This window comes from Pedobacter frigiditerrae (assembly GCF_032678705.1).
Classification (GTDB): domain Bacteria; phylum Bacteroidota; class Bacteroidia; order Sphingobacteriales; family Sphingobacteriaceae; genus Pedobacter; species Pedobacter frigiditerrae_A.
The window spans coordinates 534,426-551,266 of the sequence record NZ_JAVTSS010000002.1 but is presented as its reverse complement, the minus strand read 5'-3'; the positions used below and the strand labels follow the sequence as shown (position 1 = coordinate 551,266).

10 protein-coding genes and 1 riboswitch are annotated in these 16,841 nt (G+C 35.7%); of the genes, 5 read left to right on the top strand and 5 right to left on the bottom strand.

Translation table 11 applies throughout. The features are described 5' to 3' along the window. Positions 1–15: 15 nt before the first annotated feature. Positions 16–2,421 carry a PIG-L family deacetylase gene (locus R2Q59_RS13005; protein WP_316785795.1) on the bottom strand — a complete coding sequence of 802 codons (2,406 nt, stop codon included), beginning with the start codon at positions 2,419–2,421 and terminating at the stop codon, positions 16–18. A gap of 142 nt (positions 2,422–2,563) precedes the next feature. Between R2Q59_RS13005 and R2Q59_RS13000 the strand changes: the two genes are divergently transcribed. The 3 genes from R2Q59_RS13000 to R2Q59_RS12990 all read left to right on the top strand — a co-directional run bounded on the left by R2Q59_RS13000 (position 2,564) and on the right by R2Q59_RS12990 (position 8,114). Continuing rightward, positions 2,564–3,166 (top strand): hypothetical protein, encoded by a 603-nt coding sequence (locus tag R2Q59_RS13000; RefSeq protein WP_316785794.1) that lies wholly within the window; start codon positions 2,564–2,566, stop codon positions 3,164–3,166. 215 nt (positions 3,167–3,381) lie between these two features. Further along, complete coding sequence (locus tag R2Q59_RS12995; RefSeq protein ID WP_316785793.1) at positions 3,382–5,049, top strand: M1 family metallopeptidase; 1,668 nt, start codon at positions 3,382–3,384, stop codon at positions 5,047–5,049. A 296-nt stretch (positions 5,050–5,345) separates the two neighbouring features. After that, positions 5,346–8,114, top strand: coding sequence for an outer membrane beta-barrel protein (locus tag R2Q59_RS12990; protein ID WP_316785792.1), 2,769 nt, complete (start codon positions 5,346–5,348; stop codon positions 8,112–8,114). A gap of 363 nt (positions 8,115–8,477) precedes the next feature. Here R2Q59_RS12990 and R2Q59_RS12985 read toward each other — a convergent pair whose 3' ends face one another. The 4 genes from R2Q59_RS12985 to hutU all read right to left on the bottom strand — a co-directional run bounded on the left by R2Q59_RS12985 (position 8,478) and on the right by hutU (position 13,726). Continuing rightward, the gene (locus tag R2Q59_RS12985; RefSeq protein WP_316785791.1) at positions 8,478–9,788 is read right to left on the bottom strand and encodes an AarF/ABC1/UbiB kinase family protein; all 1,311 of its coding nucleotides are present in this window, start codon (positions 9,786–9,788) and stop codon (positions 8,478–8,480) included. 5 nt (positions 9,789–9,793) lie between these two features. After that, a complete protein-coding gene (locus R2Q59_RS12980; RefSeq protein ID WP_316785790.1) occupies positions 9,794–10,447 on the bottom strand; it encodes a TetR family transcriptional regulator C-terminal domain-containing protein in 654 nt (217 codons plus the stop codon). Between the two features lie 120 nt (positions 10,448–10,567). Next, positions 10,568–11,875 carry a voltage-gated chloride channel family protein gene (locus tag R2Q59_RS12975; protein WP_316785789.1) on the bottom strand — a complete coding sequence of 436 codons (1,308 nt, stop codon included), beginning with the start codon at positions 11,873–11,875 and terminating at the stop codon, positions 10,568–10,570. Positions 11,876–11,901: 26 nt separating this feature from the next. Continuing rightward, a riboswitch (Fluoride riboswitch) is annotated at positions 11,902–11,967 on the bottom strand. Positions 11,968–12,055: 88 nt separating this feature from the next. Next, complete coding sequence (gene hutU, locus R2Q59_RS12970; protein ID WP_316785788.1) at positions 12,056–13,726, bottom strand: urocanate hydratase; 1,671 nt, start codon at positions 13,724–13,726, stop codon at positions 12,056–12,058. Positions 13,727–13,836: 110 nt separating this feature from the next. On the opposite strand from hutU, the gene R2Q59_RS12965 reads away from it, so the two are divergent. Together R2Q59_RS12965 and R2Q59_RS12960 are read left to right on the top strand one after the other, a co-directional pair. After that, positions 13,837–14,127: a hypothetical protein gene (locus tag R2Q59_RS12965; protein WP_316785787.1), complete on the top strand. Its 291-nt coding sequence runs from the start codon at positions 13,837–13,839 to the stop codon at positions 14,125–14,127. 190 nt (positions 14,128–14,317) lie between these two features. Continuing rightward, positions 14,318–16,615 (top strand): TonB-dependent receptor, encoded by a 2,298-nt coding sequence (locus R2Q59_RS12960; protein ID WP_316785786.1) that lies wholly within the window; start codon positions 14,318–14,320, stop codon positions 16,613–16,615. The last annotated feature ends 226 nt before the right edge of the window (positions 16,616–16,841 follow it).

Here is a 16,841-nt window from a genome sequence, read left to right as displayed (position 1 = left end):
TCCTTTTCTGTTTGTTTATTTTGCATTTCTGGGGGCCAATAAATTTGCGATTAAACGATAAGCGCCGGGCACACCAGCAGGTAATTCTCTAAAGAAAACCAAAGAAGTGTAAACGAATTTTCCTTTGCCATAATCGGCGATTAATAAAGAACCATCGCTTTCAGTTTCACCGGTATCTTTCATGCTTAAAACGGTTGTATATTTTGGGTCAATATCTGTTGCAAAATATAATCCTCTTTCTTGTATCCAGCCCTCAAAATCCTTTTCAGTTATTTTGTTTGGATAATTTAAAGCAGCGCTTTTAGGATTAATGAAGTTAACTTTTGCATCTTCTTCGGTTACTCTTTTGTTAGCTAACTTAAAAGGGTAAGGGCCAATGTTCGAATATTTTAAACCATTGTTTACGTTGTATTGAATTAACAATGTACCGCCATTTTGAACGTAAGCCAATAGTTTAGGTTGAACAATTTTTGCATCATCACTAATGTTGTAAAAACGAACGCCAACTACAATTGCATCAAAAGTAGACAGGTCGCTATTTAAAACTTGTGCAGAGTTTAGGTTAGTAACCTGATAGCCCATTTCTTTTAAGGCATCTGCTGTTAAATCTCCAGCACCATCTAAATAACCAATTTTTTTACCTGCAATTTTTAAGTCTATCTTTTCTAGTCGGGCAGTTGCTTGAGGGAAAATTGTAATTGTTGGGATATGCTCATAACTAATAACTTTTAAGCCCTTATCGTCTGTTTTTCCATCTGTATTAACTTGCAATGTGATATTTCCACTGTTTACATCGCTGCCAGAAGTAATGCTAAAACTTATGTTTTGCTCATCACCTTTTCTGGCTAAGTTAAAATCTATTTTTTCTGGATTACTTTTCCATCCTTTTGGTAGTTGTGGCGTTACAAAACCTGTGCTGTTATTGCGAAAGCTCTTTAGTTGAACAGTAATTGTTTTAGGAGTATTGCTGCTGAAAATATAAGCTTTTTCGCTCATCGTTGCAGTTACTACAGGTGCAATAACTATGGGTTGATAACGCTCGCCTTTTACCGGATTTGTATTTTTATATAAAATCGGAATATCGAAACTGATGTCAGTTCCGTTTATAGTAACTGTTCGGTGTAAAGCAAATGGCTTTGGGTTTTCAGGATAGCCAATATCTGTTTGGTTATCCACAATATAACTTCCTATCGGATGATTTTTTTCGAGATAATAAGGTTGTGAAATTGCATTTGCCTTAGCGCTCATACTTAAGCTTTGCATCTTATTATTTTCAAGCGCAAAAACATTATCTACTTTAATTGTTAAAGGGAAATTGGTTTTAGCCCTATAAATGGTGTTTACTGAAAACTTAACACTATCGCCTATGGCATAAGCATTTTCGTTCGTAACAGCTTCAGTCCAAAATCCCGCAGTTGCCAAAATCAATTCGTTTAAAAGTTGATGATTAAAATCTTTTGAATCGGTTAGTTTTTTGAGTTGAAGTAGTTTTGGCAAAATCGCCTCTGGCGTAGCTACATTATATTCCTTTTTTATCTCACCTAATAAAAGCTCAACTGCTTTGTCTTTTAAGTTTAAATCTATACCATCAAAAATTGAAGTTTTTGCAGGTTCGCCAGCAACCGGAGTGAAAAATTCAAATGATTCGCCACGTTGTAAGGTAGAACCAAAACCTTGGCTTTTATGATTTGTTCTGCTGATTGCAGCTATTTCGCCATAACTTTTTCCTAATAAGGGATTGTATAAACCCACATCTAATTTCAGTTGTTCTGGCGAAGTAGTATTAGTTCCCCCAAAATTAAATGTGTTCCATAATATTCTTTTCGCTTGCCAAACCTTTACATATTTCAATTGCTCAGGGAAACGAGTTTTATCAGCCGCTGCTACAAAAGCTTCCCTTGCTAAAATTGCCGAACCAGCATGATGCCCGTGACCAGCTCTTGCATCTTCGGGGAAACGAGTGATGATAACATCTGGTTGAAACTTACGAATTACCCAAACCACATCTGATAAAATCTGTTCCCTGCCCCAAATTTTAAAGCTTTCATCTGATGTTTTAGAAAAGCCAAAATCGTTTGCTCTTGTAAAAAACTGTTCGGCTCCATCGGTTCTTCGGGCTGCTAACAATTCTTGTGTTCTAATTAATCCTAAAAGCTCTGCTTGTTCGTTGCCAATTAAGTTTTGTCCGCCATCACCTCTGGTTAACGATAAATAACCAGTTCTTACTTTTGCTTCTTTTGCTAAATAAGCCAACAGGCGAGTATTTTCATCATCTGGATGCGCTGCGATGTACAAAACGCTACCTTTAACATTCAGTTTTGCAAGGCCCAAAGCAATTTCTGCAGCATTCATTTGTTGCATTTGTGCTTTTAAAAAAGTTGGAGCAATTAAAAAGGCAATAAGATAGATTACACGTTTCATACAAGGTTTTAAATCACTAAATTAATTAAAATTTAGTACAACCAAGGGTGATGAATCTTCAATTGCGTAACAATTTAACTAAGCAAAAATAGTTTTGGTACCATAGTTGATTATACCTTTGTGTTTAAATAACCGTTATAAAATGATGAATAGATTTTTTCTAGGTTGCCTGTTAGTTGTAGGATTATCGGCGTGTAGTGTGAACAAACAAGCACAACAAATTAAAGCATTAGAAAAGTGCGATTATAAGCTTTTAAACGCAACAAATATTACAGTTGCAGGTACTGATGTACAGAAATTAATTAAAGGTAACGATATTGATTTGAGCAGTTTGCCATCATTAGCTTTAGGTTATTTGAGAAAGGATATTCCTTTAAAGGCAAAATTGAACCTGCAAATTTCTAATCCTTCATCAACTTTAGCAGCGATTAATAACTTCGATTATATCATCTTAATTAACAAGCAAGAAATTGCTAATGGAACTGTTGACCAAAAGGTGAGTATCGATGCTGGTCAAACCACCAATGTACCTGTTCAGTTAAACGCCAATATTTATAAATTTTTGGCTGATGGAACGATGCTTTCAGATATTACAGATTTTGTAAAGGCAGCTAATTCTGGAAATGAAAAGAAAGGGATAGTTACTTTGAAAATACGTCCTTCTATTATGGTTGGCGGCGGCTTGGTTAAATATCCAGGTTACATTACAATTGATAAAGAAGTAAGTAGTAAGATTTTGTTGTAAGCGTAGTTATTAACCGCAAAGGACGCTGAGAAAGCGCAAAGAAAAAAATAGAAAGTTTAATAGGATAGGAAATATGGCTTTTTAACTTTGCGGAAACTTCGTGCTCTTTGCGTTAAAGGAACCAAGTTAATATCCGTTTAACACCGATTAATTTCTGATAAACCCTTTCATAATTATTCACTAAATTGGCTTGTCTTTTTTAACTGATATTCTTTATGAAAACCAGCCAATCACTTTCCAAAATCATTTACCTATTTGCATTTATTTTTCTTATTTCTTTATCCGCCAATGCGCAATTATTGGTAGAAAAAGAAAAATATGGCAGGGCCGATTCGCTTCGCGGTTATCTATCGCCAATGCGAACTTGTTATGATATCAACTATTATCACCTCGATTTGAAAATAGATATCGATAAAAAAGCAATCAGTGGTTCTAACGAATTTAAGTTTACGGCAACTAGAGATTTTACCAAATTACAATTCGATTTATTTGCCAATTTTAAAATAGAAAAGGTGGTTTATCAAGGTAAGCCATTAACTTTTAAAAGAGAGATTAATGCTGTTTTTGTGAACTTCCCCTTAGTAAAAAAAGGAAATAAAAATAGTTTCACGGTATATTATTCTGGTAATCCAACCATTGCAAAAAGAGCGCCTTGGGACGGAGGTTTTGTGTTTTCAAAAGATGCTGCGGGCAAACCATTTATAGCAACTGCTTGTCAGGGTGTAGGCGCAAGCATTTGGTGGCCAAATAAAGACCATCAGGCAGATGAAGTTGATAGTATGTTAATCAGTATTAGTGTGCCAAAGGGATTAAAAGACATTTCTAACGGGCGATTAAGAAAAACAACGGAACTTAAAGATGGGTATACCTGTTTCGATTGGTTTGTAGCAAATCCAATTAACAATTACGATGTAGCCCTTAACGTTGGCGACTTTGTTCATTTTGATGATGTTTACGAAGGAGAGAAAGGCAAGTTAACTTTAGATTATTGGGTATTGCCAGAGAATTTAGAGAAAGCCAAAGTTCAATTTGCAGCAAATGTAAAACCGATGTTAAAGTCTTTTGAATATTGGTTTGGTCCTTATCCATTTTATGAAGACGGTTATAAATTAGTGGAGAGTCCACATTTAGGAATGGAACATCAAAGCGCCGTAGCTTATGGCAATAAATACCAAAATGGTTATTTAGGTAGGGATATGTCTACAACTGGTGTTGGTTTAAAATGGGATTTCATCATTGTGCATGAAAGCGGTCACGAGTGGTTTGGGAACAACATTACCTCGAAAGATTTAGCTGACATGTGGATTCACGAGAGCTTTACCAATTACTCAGAATCATTATTTACAGAAAGTATGTTCGGTAAACAAGCAGGGCAAGAATATATAGAAGGTACCAGAAAGGCCATTCAAAACCAAGCGCCCGTTCAAGGTATTTATAATGTAAACAGAGAAGGTTCTGGAGATATGTATCCAAAGGGCGGAAATCTGTTGAATATGGTAAGAACCATCATTGATGACGATGAAAAATGGCGTTCGATTTTGAGAGGATTGAACAAGGAATTTTATCATTCTACAGTTAATGCCGAAGATGTAATCGGTTATATCAATAAACAATCTGGTAAAGATTTTACTAAAGTATTCGACCAATATTTGAAGTATACGAATTTACCAATTCTGGAGATTAGAGTGTTGGATGGCAAAGCTAGCGCTCGTTGGATTGCCGATGTTAAAGGATTTGATATGCCTGTTAGGTTGAAAGTTAAAGGAGGAGATTTTAAGTTCTATAATTTAACAACTGTATTTAAACCTATTGAATTAGCAGGAGCAACAAAGGATAATATCGAAGTAGATTTTAACTATTACATTGGAAAGTTGGTTTATTAGTTTTAATGATTTAATAAGTTTCGTCATTGCGAGGGTCGGTTCTTCACCGCCCGAAGCAATCTCATACATTGATTTATACTAATCTGCAAGGAGATTGCTTCGCAAAATTCGCAATGACGAACATTCTATTCTATCCCATTTTTTCCTGTATTCATCTTTACTAAAATAATGAGCCATTCTATCTACGAAGAGTTTCGTAACAAAACTGTTAATGCATTATTTTTATTAACTATTTTTTTAGGTTTGATGCAACATTGCAAAAAGAGTTGTGTCTTTTATTTGTTTTATCCCATTTTATGAAGAGAATCTTACTATCCATCGCATTCGTTTTAACTGCTAATTTGTTGTTTGCCCAAAAGGGCAGCTTAACAGGCATTCTATTAGATAGTGCCAATCACAAAACTACTTTAAACTATGCTACCGTTTCTGTTTTTAAAGGAGCAGATACCATTTTAAGCACTTATAAATTATCAGATGATAAAGGAGTTTTTAAAATTAATAACCTTGAGATTGGCACAAAATATAGATTAGTAATTAACGCTTGGATGTATAATATTTTAAGAAAAGAAATCACAATCACAGCAGCTGAACCTAATCTAAATTTGGGGAACGTATTGCTATCTGAAAAACGAAACAACTTAAATGAAGTAGTTATCCTCTCTGAGCGACCACCAGTTATTGTACGTAAAGATACCATTGAGTTTAATACAGAATCTTTCAAAACTCTGCCAACGGCAGTTGTAGAAGATTTATTGAAAAAATTACCTGGAGTTACAGTTGGTGCAGATGGCACCATACAAGTTAATGGTAAGCCAGTGAGTCGGATTTTAGTAGATGGAAAAGAGTTTTTTGGTGGCGACCAGCAAATGGCAACTAAAAATCTACCGTCAAATATTATAGATAAAGTTTCCATAAGTAATGATGCTGAAGCAACGCGAAGAGACCCCGATTTAGTGGCAGGAAATACACCTCAAGTGATTAATTTAAAGCTAAAAAAAGCTATAAAACAAGGTGCGTTTGGGAAATTATATGCAGGTTTGGGATTAGATAAACGTTTTGAATCTGGCGGGATAATGAACTTTTTTAGAGACACCACTCAGGTTAGTGTATTGGGTTACGGCAATAATATCAATAAGCCAGGTTTTAGTATTGGCGACGTTTCTCGCATAGGCGGTTTTAGCAGGGCAGGAATTAACCAAGTTAATATTAATGGCGATTCTTATAGTTTAAACGGTATTGGATTTGGCGGCTCTGCTACAGGCATACAAAAATCTGCAGGTAGTGGCGCAAATTTTAATACATTAACCAAAAAAGGAATTAAAATTAATGGAAAATACTTTTTCGGGTATGTAGATAATTTAACCGAACAATTTACCAGTAATGATCAAAATTTAGGTAACGATAAACTATATACGCTTGCTAACAACGATAAGCGAAATAGGGGAACGAACCATAACTTCGGCGCAAAATTAGATTGGAAAATAGATAGCTTAACAAGCTTTACTTTCGAACCTACCGTAACCCTTAATTTATTAAAAAATTTAGATTATGAAGTAACTGATAGTAAAAATGGCAGTAATCAACTGGTTAATTCGAGTGTTAACTCTTCTAATTTTAGGAGTGATAATGCAGATTATTCTTTGTTACTAAGCTTATGGAAAGACGGTAAAAAAGCAGGCAGGACATTTAATACAAGTGTCAGCGTTACCCAAAAAGATAACTTAAGTGATAATTTCAACAATTCAATTACCAACTTTTTTAATCCGTCATCAACCAATACTTTAGACCAACTTCGTGATAATAACATACGCAATTTTGGAGTTTTTTTAACGGCTAATTATACAGAACCAATCAGTAAGAAACTGAGTTTAAGATTTATTTTAAACGGTAATTACATTGATAATGAAAACGCATTATACACATTTTATAAAAACCCATTAAACCAAATTTATGACATTGCTATACCAACATTATCACAAACTGTACAACAATCTGGATACAAGGCCAATGGACGAATTAATTTACGGTGGAAGGCTACTAAGGATTTAATTATCCAGCCAGGTATAGTTTTAAATACAATTAATTTAGAAAATAGCTTTAGTAGTTTTCCATCATTTAAGCAAAATTTCCAATTTATTGCAGGTTCATTAACCATAAATTATAAAGCATATAGTTTTAGCTACACACCATCGTTTAGAGAGCCTAGTGTTTCTTATATCCAACCGGTAACTAATAATACAAATCCTTTATTGTTGCAATTGGGTAATTCAAATCTCTTGCCAGCACGTTCACATCAAATGAACCTCAATGTTTATAAATACGATACTAAGCGAAATATGAGCTACAACATAAATGCCAACGGTTCATTACAAAATGATGGTGTGATTATGGAGCGTACAATTGTAAACGGTGTGCAAACCAACAGGCCAATTAATGCAGACGGCATTTTACAGTTTCACACAAACGGGAGTATAAATAAAGACTTTAAAACTGCAAAGCGACAATTTACGCTTGGTGGTGGTTACTATTTTAACTACAATAGAAACATTGTTTCAGTTAATGGAAACAGCAGTTTTTCGCATATTTACCAAGGCGCACCAAGAATTAATGGGCGAATTAATTTAAACGATAAGTTAGAACTTGGGCAAAGTTATAGTTTGGGCTTTAACAAGAGTAATTATGAAAATTCATTTTTTAACGATATTAGTTTCTTCACACACAACAGCGAAACAGAGTTAATTGTAAGGTTGCCAAAAAAGATGGTTTGGGAAACAAATTTCCGCTATATGTATAGTACACAAGAAATTGGTGGAGTTAGTAATAATCAGAAACTATGGAACGCTGGATTAACCTTCCTATTTATGAAAAATGACAGGGCACAGCTTAAATTCACTGTAAACGATATCTTAAATCAAAATTTCAGAAGATACATTTATATCACAGAAAATGCTGTTCGCGATTTCCAAACAAATAATTTGGGACGTCATGCTTTAGTAACACTTACTTACAACATCCAAAACTTCGGACAAAAAGTTGGTGGCAAGGATACAATGTTTAGGTTTTAAAAACTCTGACACTGCTTTTTCTAATTGTTTGAAAAGCAAGGACAGGGTTTCAATTTATGTTTAGTCCTGCCATTCGTTTCAATCTTTTTGCGTCGCTGTCATACTGAGCCTGTCGAAGTACAGCGATACAAAAAGGATTTCCACTGCTGTCAGGTTTAATTTACGCAGGTTCTTTTGAACTATTTACGGTTGGCAGTGCAAGGCAACCCTAAATAGTTGCACAAGCCAATTTTAGTAAACCCGATAGCAGCGAACACGTAGGGGCAACCCTTGCGGTTGCCCACGAAGTAAAGCGAATAGCGGGACAGAACCAATCCGATTGACCACAATATTGCTTTTCAAAAATTAATTGAAGTGTGTCTGTTAAAAACTTTTAGAAACGTGAGGTTTAAAAGTATCTGTTTTTACGGTTGCTTTTAGCTCATTCAAAATATTGTACAAGCCAAAATTTGTACGGTTAATGTAGATGAAATGTTTTACACCACGGGCTTGTTTAAACTCAGGCATTTTAGCAATCTTTTCACCGTAGTTGTACAGACCTTCAAAAAATTCATTCTGACTAAAATCAAAAGTTGGGGTAATGTATGGCTTAGCAAAAAGGCTAATCATTTCCTTGTAGGCTGTATAATAGAACTCGATTTGTGCTGGCGTATCATTTGGCAAAATCATTTCCAGCTTTCTAAAAGCCTTTATGGTTTGTTCTTTGTCTTCGAATAAATCTGTAGAAGTTAGCGAGAAAAAGGGCTCATAAAAATCATCTGGCATTTCTTTAATACAGCCAAAATCTATGGCACCTAACTTTTCATCTTTGGTAATTAAGAAATTCCCTGGATGTGGGTCTGCATGAACCTTTCTTAATTCGTGTTGCTGAAAATTATAGAAATCCCACAAAGCCTGCCCTATTTTATTCTTTAATTCTTGCGAAGGATTGGTCTTTAAAAACTCTTTCAAATGCATTCCTTCAATCCAATCCATGGTAATAATTCTATTGCTAGAAAGTGCTGGATAATAATTAGGGAAAACCACATTATCTAAGTTTTTACAAGCTTCAGCAAATTCGATAGAGCTACGAACTTCACGTTCATAATCTGTCTCTTCTAGTAGGCGTTCTTCAACTTCCTTGATGTAGATGTTTAATTCCTTTTCGCTCATTCCTAATAAACGGAATGCAAAAGGTTTTACCAATTTCAGGTCTGATGAAATGCTATCGCCAACGCCAGGATATTGGATTTTAACAGCTAGCTTTTTGCCATCTAATTCAGCTTCGTGAACTTGCCCAATTGAGGCGGCGTGGGTTGATTTGATGTTAAATTTATCGAATATTTTCTCTGGCGTTTTACCGAAGCTTTTCGTGAAAGTGCGGACAATTAGCGGTCCTGATAATGGTGGTGCATTGTATTGAGATTGCGTAAATTTATCTACATAAGCTCTTGGCAGGATGTTTTTATCCATGCTGAGCATTTGTGCAATTTTTAATGCAGAACCTTTTAGTTCGCTTAAAGAATTGTAAATATCTGATGCATTATCTTCATTTAATTCATCGCGGCTAAGCTCTGGATTGAAGATTTTTTTTGAATAATGTTTAATGTAATTTCCGCCAATCTGAAATCCTGTTTTTACAAATTTTGCAGAGCGCTCCACCTTTGTGGTAGGCATTGTTTCTTGTGCTTTCATTCAGCTTAAAATCCCATCTTTTCTTTCAACTTTCCGTTTTGCGAAAGGAATTTTCCGTATTCGAAAAGGTTGTCTATTGGAGAGCGTTGAAATAAATCGAACGTAACTTGAATCCCACGTTCAATGGCTTCATCGGTTTTTTCAAATCCATTGCTGTCATCATTAACCCAAAAGTTTAAGATGAATGCATATTGCACCCAAAGTGCATCTTTATAACGTTTGCTAAAGAATTTGCGTTCGGCCAGTTCGCCGCTTTCCAAGCCTTCATTGATAATTTGCTCTGCGAAGTTTTCGAAAATCGGCTTAGCTCCAGATAAAACTTCAGGAGTTGATAACCTGATGCCGTGTTTTTTTAGACTATAAATTACAAAGCTTCTTTGGTTTTTCAGCAACTCGACATAGCTGTAAAAGAAGGAAAGCATTTTTTCTCTCGAAGAATATTGTTCCCAAAGTTCTTGTTTCTGAATCTCATCAATGGTTTCTACAGTAAGCTCAAACCAAATGTTCTTTTCGATGCTTTCAAATGATGCATAAAAAGCATAAAAATCAGCCTCTGTTATTTTTAGCTTCTTAACAAAACTATAAACTGATTTAGGTTGCTCATCGTGTGTTAAAACGTAATCGATATAACCTTTTTTGATTTGCGCTTGAGTTGCCATTTTCTTTTTATTTAAAAACGTAAAAAATGTTGGTTTGGTTTCCGAAACCACTCAAAATTAAGACTTTATTTATCACGAATTTGCAATAAAATAGAGATAGAATTATTCTAATTTAAGCCGTCAAATCTCTCCAATTCGTTTATTCAAATAATTCTTAAATCTGCTATGCTTAGCTTCTCCAATTACTTGTTTGCCATAAATTCCGGTAGGGCCCGAAAGTAAATAAGAAATGGTGCAGGCAATGGCAACGTACACTCCACATTCGCTGCCAAATAATTCCATCGCCATAATTGTACAGGCTAAAGGAGTGTTGGTTGCACCAGCAAAAACGGCAACAAAGCCCATTCCAGCTAAAAGCCCAACTGGTAAAGGCAAAAATAAAGACAAAGCACTGCCTAAGGTTGCACCAATAAAAAATAATGGAGTTACTTCGCCTCCCTTAAAACCAGCGGCTAAAGTGAGTATAGTTAATGCCATTTTAATGGCGAAACTATAAGTTGGTAATTGATGGTTAAATGATTCAACAATGGTCGGAATACCTAAACCAATGTATTTTGTAGTGCCTGATGAGTAAATAATAACGACTAAAATTAAACCACCAATTAATGGTCTAAGTGGAGGATATTTTATTTTCGATTTAAAGAAAGCGCCTACAAACTGCAAGGTTTTACTAAATGTAGCAGCACATAAGCCAAAAATAATGCCTGCAACTATTGCATAAATAAGGTTTAAGAAAGAAACATTCGGAACAAAGTTGATGTGATAAACGGTATGGTGTGTGTTCCATAGCTTGGTTACCAGATCTGCAATAATTGCCGATGCAAATGCAGGAAAAATCGAATTGTATTTTAACTTTCCAATTAAAAAGACTTCCATTCCGAAAATTGCACCAGCCAAGGGTGTTCCGAAAACAGAACCAAAACCTGCAGCAATTGCGGCAATAATTAAAATCTTTCTTTCTTCTGGAGTTAGCTTAAACGGTTTGGTCAGCTGGTCTGCAATTGCGCCTGCCATTTGTAAAGCAGTACCTTCTCTACCTGCAGAACCACCAAATAAATGTGTAGCCATTGTGCCTAAATAAACAAAAGGCATCATTTTAAATGGAATAGTTTGTTTGGGCTCGTGAATGGTATCAATCAATAAATTGTTGCCAGCTTCAACATCTTTGCCCCAATAATAATAGAGCAAGCCAATAAGCAAACCTGCAATTGGTAAAAAGCCAATTATCCATAAATGATTTTCGCGGAAATTGGTAACCCATTCTAAAGATTGCAAAAATCCGGCAGATGCTGTACCAATTAAACCTCCTACAATTAAACTGATAAACAGCCATTTTAAGATGTATGGAACAGCAGGATATTTCCTGAAAAAAACTAAAATATTAAGATTGATTTTTTTGCTGACTGATTTTTCTTTCTTTAATGACATAACTCCCTGATTAAATGTTTTTACATTCATAACCAGGCGTCATCAGCTTTTTAGGGCGGTTCAAATAGGAAGACACCATTTCCTTACAACAAACTTAATATTAAATTATTATTGGACAAAATTTTATGATAATCATCCGATGAATATCTGCAATTCGCTTTATATTCATCGGATGACTAATTAGTCTTTCAAACCCAACCTATGTTTTCTTAATGTATCTTTTGCAATATCATAACCAGCATCAGCGTGACGGATTACGCCCATTGCAGGGTCGTTATGTAATACACGCTTAATGCGAATTGCTGCATCTTCCGTTCCATCTGCAACGATAACCATACCAGCATGAATAGAATAACCAATGCCCACACCACCACCATGATGCAAAGAAACCCAACTTGCACCACCAGCTGTATTAATCAAAGCGTTTAATATCGGCCAATCTGCTACGGCGTCAGAACCATCAAGCATAGCTTCAGTTTCGCGATTTGGAGAAGCAACAGAACCTGTATCCAAATGGTCGCGACCAATAACAATAGGTGCTTTTACTTTTCCATCTGCTACCAATTTGTTAAATGCTAGACCAGCTTTTTCTCGTTCGCCTTGTCCTAACCAACAAATTCTGGCAGGTAATCCCTGAAAAGCTATTCGTTCTTGTGCCATTGTAATCCACTGACGTAAACTTTCATTTTCTGGAAAAAGTTCTAAAATCAATTTATCAGTTTCATATATATCTTGTGGGTCGCCGCTTAAAGCTGCCCATCTAAAAGGTCCTTTTCCTTCACAAAACAAGGGACGAATATAAGCAGGTACAAACCCTGGAAAATCGAAAGCGTTTTTAACACCTGCTTCTAAAGCTCTTCCTCGTAAGTTATTGCCATAATCAAAAGTAATAGCTCCACGTTTTTGTAACTCCAGCATTTGCTGAACGTGTTTTGCCATGGTGGCATAAGAACGCTTGGTATATTCATCAGGATTTTCTGTTCTTAAAACATTTGCTTCAGCAACACTCAATCCCTCTGGGAAATAACCAATCAATGGGTCGTGTGCAGAAGTTTGGTCGGTTAATGTATCTGGAACAATATTTCTATCAATCAATCTTTGTAAAAGCTCAACTGCGTTGCAAACTACACCAATTGAAAGTGCCTTGTTTTCGTTTTTGTATTGCAATGCTTTGTCGATTGCTTCATCAATATCATAAGCAATCTCATCAATATATCTGGTTTCTAAACGCTTTTTGATGCGCCATTCTTCAACATCCGCCGCTAGGCAAACCCCTTGGCTCATGGTGATTGCCAAAGGTTGTGCGCCGCCCATTCCGCCTAAACCAGCCGTAACATTTAAAGTTCCTTTTAAATTGCTTTGAAAATGTTTTTTTGCAAGAGCCGAGTAAGTTTCGTAAGTGCCTTGAACAATTCCCTGCGAGCCGATGTAAATCCAAGAACCAGCGGTCATTTGGCCGTACATCATTAAACCTTTATCCTCTAATTCATCAAAATGTTGCTGTGTTGCCCATTTTGGAACTAATTGCGAGTTAGAAATCAAAACCCTTGGCGCATCTTTATGAGTCCGTAAAACGCCTACAGGTTTACCCGATTGAATTAATAAGGTTTCGTCATCTTCTAAGTTTTTTAAAGCTTTAATGATTAATTCTAGCGCTTCTTTGTTACGAGCAGCTTTGCCTCTTCCTCCATAAACAATTAAATCTTCTGGTCGTTCGGCAACCTCAGGGTCTAGGTTATTTAACAGCATTCTCAACGCTGCTTCTTGTACCCAACCTTTACAGGTTAATGTATTTCCGGTTGGTGTGTTCTTAACTTTTAGGTTTAAACCTTCGTTTATATTTGTGGTCATATCAAGGCAATGTTACAAGCCAAATGTAGAAAATTATTGTTATTTGTTTAGGTTTGCCATAGAAATTGAAAAAGCGACGTTTACATATTCAACGAATTTTAACCTTGGTTATGCTTTGGGTATTTTCCCTTGCCATCACACCTTGGAGCGCTTTGCATCATCATGTAGAAGTTGCTGCTAATTCTGTCGAAAAAAACTGTACACATAAGGTTCACGTTAAAACAAACGCTGATACCTGTCTGATTTGTAAGGCTCATTTCGAGAAGAATTATACACTTTCAAGCGCAAATTTTATCACTTATTTAAACAGTAAGTTGATGTCTAAGAATTTGCCAATTGTAACCAGTTCATACACCGAACTGATTTCTACCTCGTTACGAGGACCTCCAGTTTTTTCGTAATATCTCTATTACTTTGACAAACTTGTCGACAGCTGCTATATAGTTTGTCAAAGTTTATCATTTTGAACTTTGACAAAATAAAGGCTAAACGCATAAAATTTTGTCAAAGTAGAATTACAAAATCTTTATTATCTAATCGTTTGATAAACGATGGCTTTAAGCTATTCAGTTTATACTTAAATATATTAATATGAAAAAGATACACCTATTACTGGTTGTACTACTTATTTTTTTTACCGTCCCAACTTTTGCCAATGTTTTAGCAGAGTTTAAAGGGAAAGTTACTGATGCTAATACCAAAGAGCCTCTTTCTGGCGCTACTGTATATATTTCCGATTTAAAAGCTACCACTACCACCAACTCAAATGGAGAGTTTACTTTTACCAATGTACCTGCAAAAGGTAAGTTTTTGGTTGAGGTTAGATACGTTGGTTACAAAACCACTTCTCAACAAGTAGATTTGAGTTCAAACGCGACAGTTACGTTTGCTTTGGAAGCTTCAGTTATTGAAAGTGCCGAAGTGGTAATTACGGGAACTCCATATAGCTCTAACAACAAAACCAACAGTTTGGCCGTAGTTTCTGTAAATCGAGAAAAATTAGCTCAATCGGCCGGAACAAATATTATTGATGCCGTTTCTAAAGTCCCTGGAATTTCTCAAGTTACCACTGGAGGAGCCATTTCAAAACCTTCAATTAGAGGCTTGGGATATAACCGAGTTTTAACTATCGTTGATGGAGCAAGGGAAGAAGCGCAACAATGGGGAGATGAACATGGAGTAGAGGTCGACCAGTTTTCTGCCAATAGAATTGAGATTTTAAAAGGGCCTGCAAGTTTACTTTACGGTTCTGATGCTTTAGGTGGCGTTATCAATATTATTGATGATTTGGTGCCACCAGCAGGAGATTTTAATGGAAATTTCACGACCAGTTATGGAACTAACAACGGTTTAACTGCATCGTCTTTAATGTTGCAGGGCAATACAAACGGTTTTGTGTATCGTGGTCGTGTTTCTTATAAAAATGCTTATGGTTTTAGTTATAAAGACCATACTGTACCGAACTCTGGATTTAATGAAACCAATTTTAACACCATGCTGGGTTTAAATAAAACTTGGGGTTATGCTCATTTAAGTCTATCGAGATTTAACACGAATGTTGGCTTAGTAGAGGAAGGTCCAGATGCCAACGGCGATTATTTGGATGAAGATGGAAACGTGATTTCTAATAGCGATGCTAAAAAAAGAAAATTAGGATTGCCTTTTCAAAACATTAATCATTATCGTGCTGCGATAAATAGTAACATCCTTTTAGGCGGTGGACAATTGAAAACTACTTTAGCTTTACAGAGAAATATCCGTAAAGAATTTGAAGAAAGTAAAGACGAACCTGGATTAAATTTAGGGTTGAATTCTTATACCTATGATGTGAAATATTCTTTCGCAAATAGCGGAACTTGGGAGCCAACAATCGGTGTACAAGGAATGCATCAAACCAATGTTAACACTGGCGATGAGTTTTTAATTCCAGATTATGTGAGTGATAACATTGGAGTTTTCGCCTATTTGAAACGTAACTTTAAAAATGGGGCATTAAATGCTGGTGTGCGTTACGACTATAAAAACATAGATGGTAAGGATTTGTTTGAAGATGGAAACCAAGTGTTTACTGCCTTTAACAATAACTTCTCTAATGTTTCTGGTTCGGTAGGTTTTGCTTTTGAATTAGCTAAAAATTTAAACCTAAAAGGAAATGTGGGTTCTGGCTTTAGGGCGCCAAACATTGCCGAGCTGGGTGCAAATGGTAAACATGAAGGTACTTTTAGATACGAGGTTGGAAACAGCAATTTAAAACAGGAAACAAGTTTGCAATTTGATTTAGGTTTAGAATATAATGCTGAAAAAGTAACCTTAGGGTTGAATGCATATAGCAACCGCATATATAACTATATCTATCCCGGTAATTTTAACAACGAAACCATTCCGTACGATGAAGAGGATGGAACAGTTAGCATTTTACCTTTATATCGCTTTGTACAAACTGATGCCCAGTTTTTAGGAGGAGAAGCTTCAGTAGATTTCCATTTGATTAAGTCGCTACACTTTGAAAATACATTTGCTTATGTAAGAGCAAAAAATCTGGCTGATAACTCTGCATTGCCATTTATACCTGCAGCTAGTTTAAATAACGAATTGCGTTTTGAACCTACGATTAAAGGATTAAAAGATAGTTTTATTAAAATTGGGGTAACAAACGTGTTTAAGCAAAACCGCTTTGATAGTTTTGAGACAGAAACTGATGGTTATACTTTACTAGATGCAGGCATTGGGACTTCACTAAAAGTAAAAAACGGTAAAATCAATATTTGGTTAACAGGACAAAATTTAACTGATAAACTTTATTACAATCACCAAAGTAGATATAAACCAGCTGGAATTTATAATGCTGGAAGAAACGTGAGTTTGGGAATTAGCGTTCCGCTTTTGTAGTTCATTGGTTCATTAGTTCAATTGTTTCCCAAGAAATCGGGATTTCACTTCGCTTAACATTGGTTGTATAGTCTGAAGTCTATCGGTTGGTGTCTCACCGACCGAAACAAATTGCTGGCCGCAGATTCGCAGATTATTAATCTGCGAATCTGCGGCTATTTTATGCCTTTTGAAAACATCAAGGCCAATTATCTATGGTCTATCAAACATCATCCAAAATTTTTTT

Coding starts and splice junctions, on each gene's coding strand:
- R2Q59_RS12985 (WP_316785791.1), bottom strand. CDS start 9,788: ATGAAAGCACAAGAAACAATGCCTACCACAAAGGTGGAGCGCTCTGCA.
- hutU (WP_316785788.1), bottom strand. CDS start 13,726: ATGACCACAAATATAAACGAAGGTTTAAACCTAAAAGTTAAGAACACA.
- R2Q59_RS12965 (WP_316785787.1), top strand. CDS start 13,837: ATGCTTTGGGTATTTTCCCTTGCCATCACACCTTGGAGCGCTTTGCAT.
- R2Q59_RS12980 (WP_316785790.1), bottom strand. CDS start 10,447: ATGGCAACTCAAGCGCAAATCAAAAAAGGTTATATCGATTACGTTTTA.
- R2Q59_RS12960 (WP_316785786.1), top strand. CDS start 14,318: ATGAAAAAGATACACCTATTACTGGTTGTACTACTTATTTTTTTTACC.
- R2Q59_RS13000 (WP_316785794.1), top strand. CDS start 2,564: ATGATGAATAGATTTTTTCTAGGTTGCCTGTTAGTTGTAGGATTATCG.
- R2Q59_RS12975 (WP_316785789.1), bottom strand. CDS start 11,875: ATGTCATTAAAGAAAGAAAAATCAGTCAGCAAAAAAATCAATCTTAAT.
- R2Q59_RS12995 (WP_316785793.1), top strand. CDS start 3,382: ATGAAAACCAGCCAATCACTTTCCAAAATCATTTACCTATTTGCATTT.
- R2Q59_RS12990 (WP_316785792.1), top strand. CDS start 5,346: ATGAAGAGAATCTTACTATCCATCGCATTCGTTTTAACTGCTAATTTG.
- R2Q59_RS13005 (WP_316785795.1), bottom strand. CDS start 2,421: ATGAAACGTGTAATCTATCTTATTGCCTTTTTAATTGCTCCAACTTTT.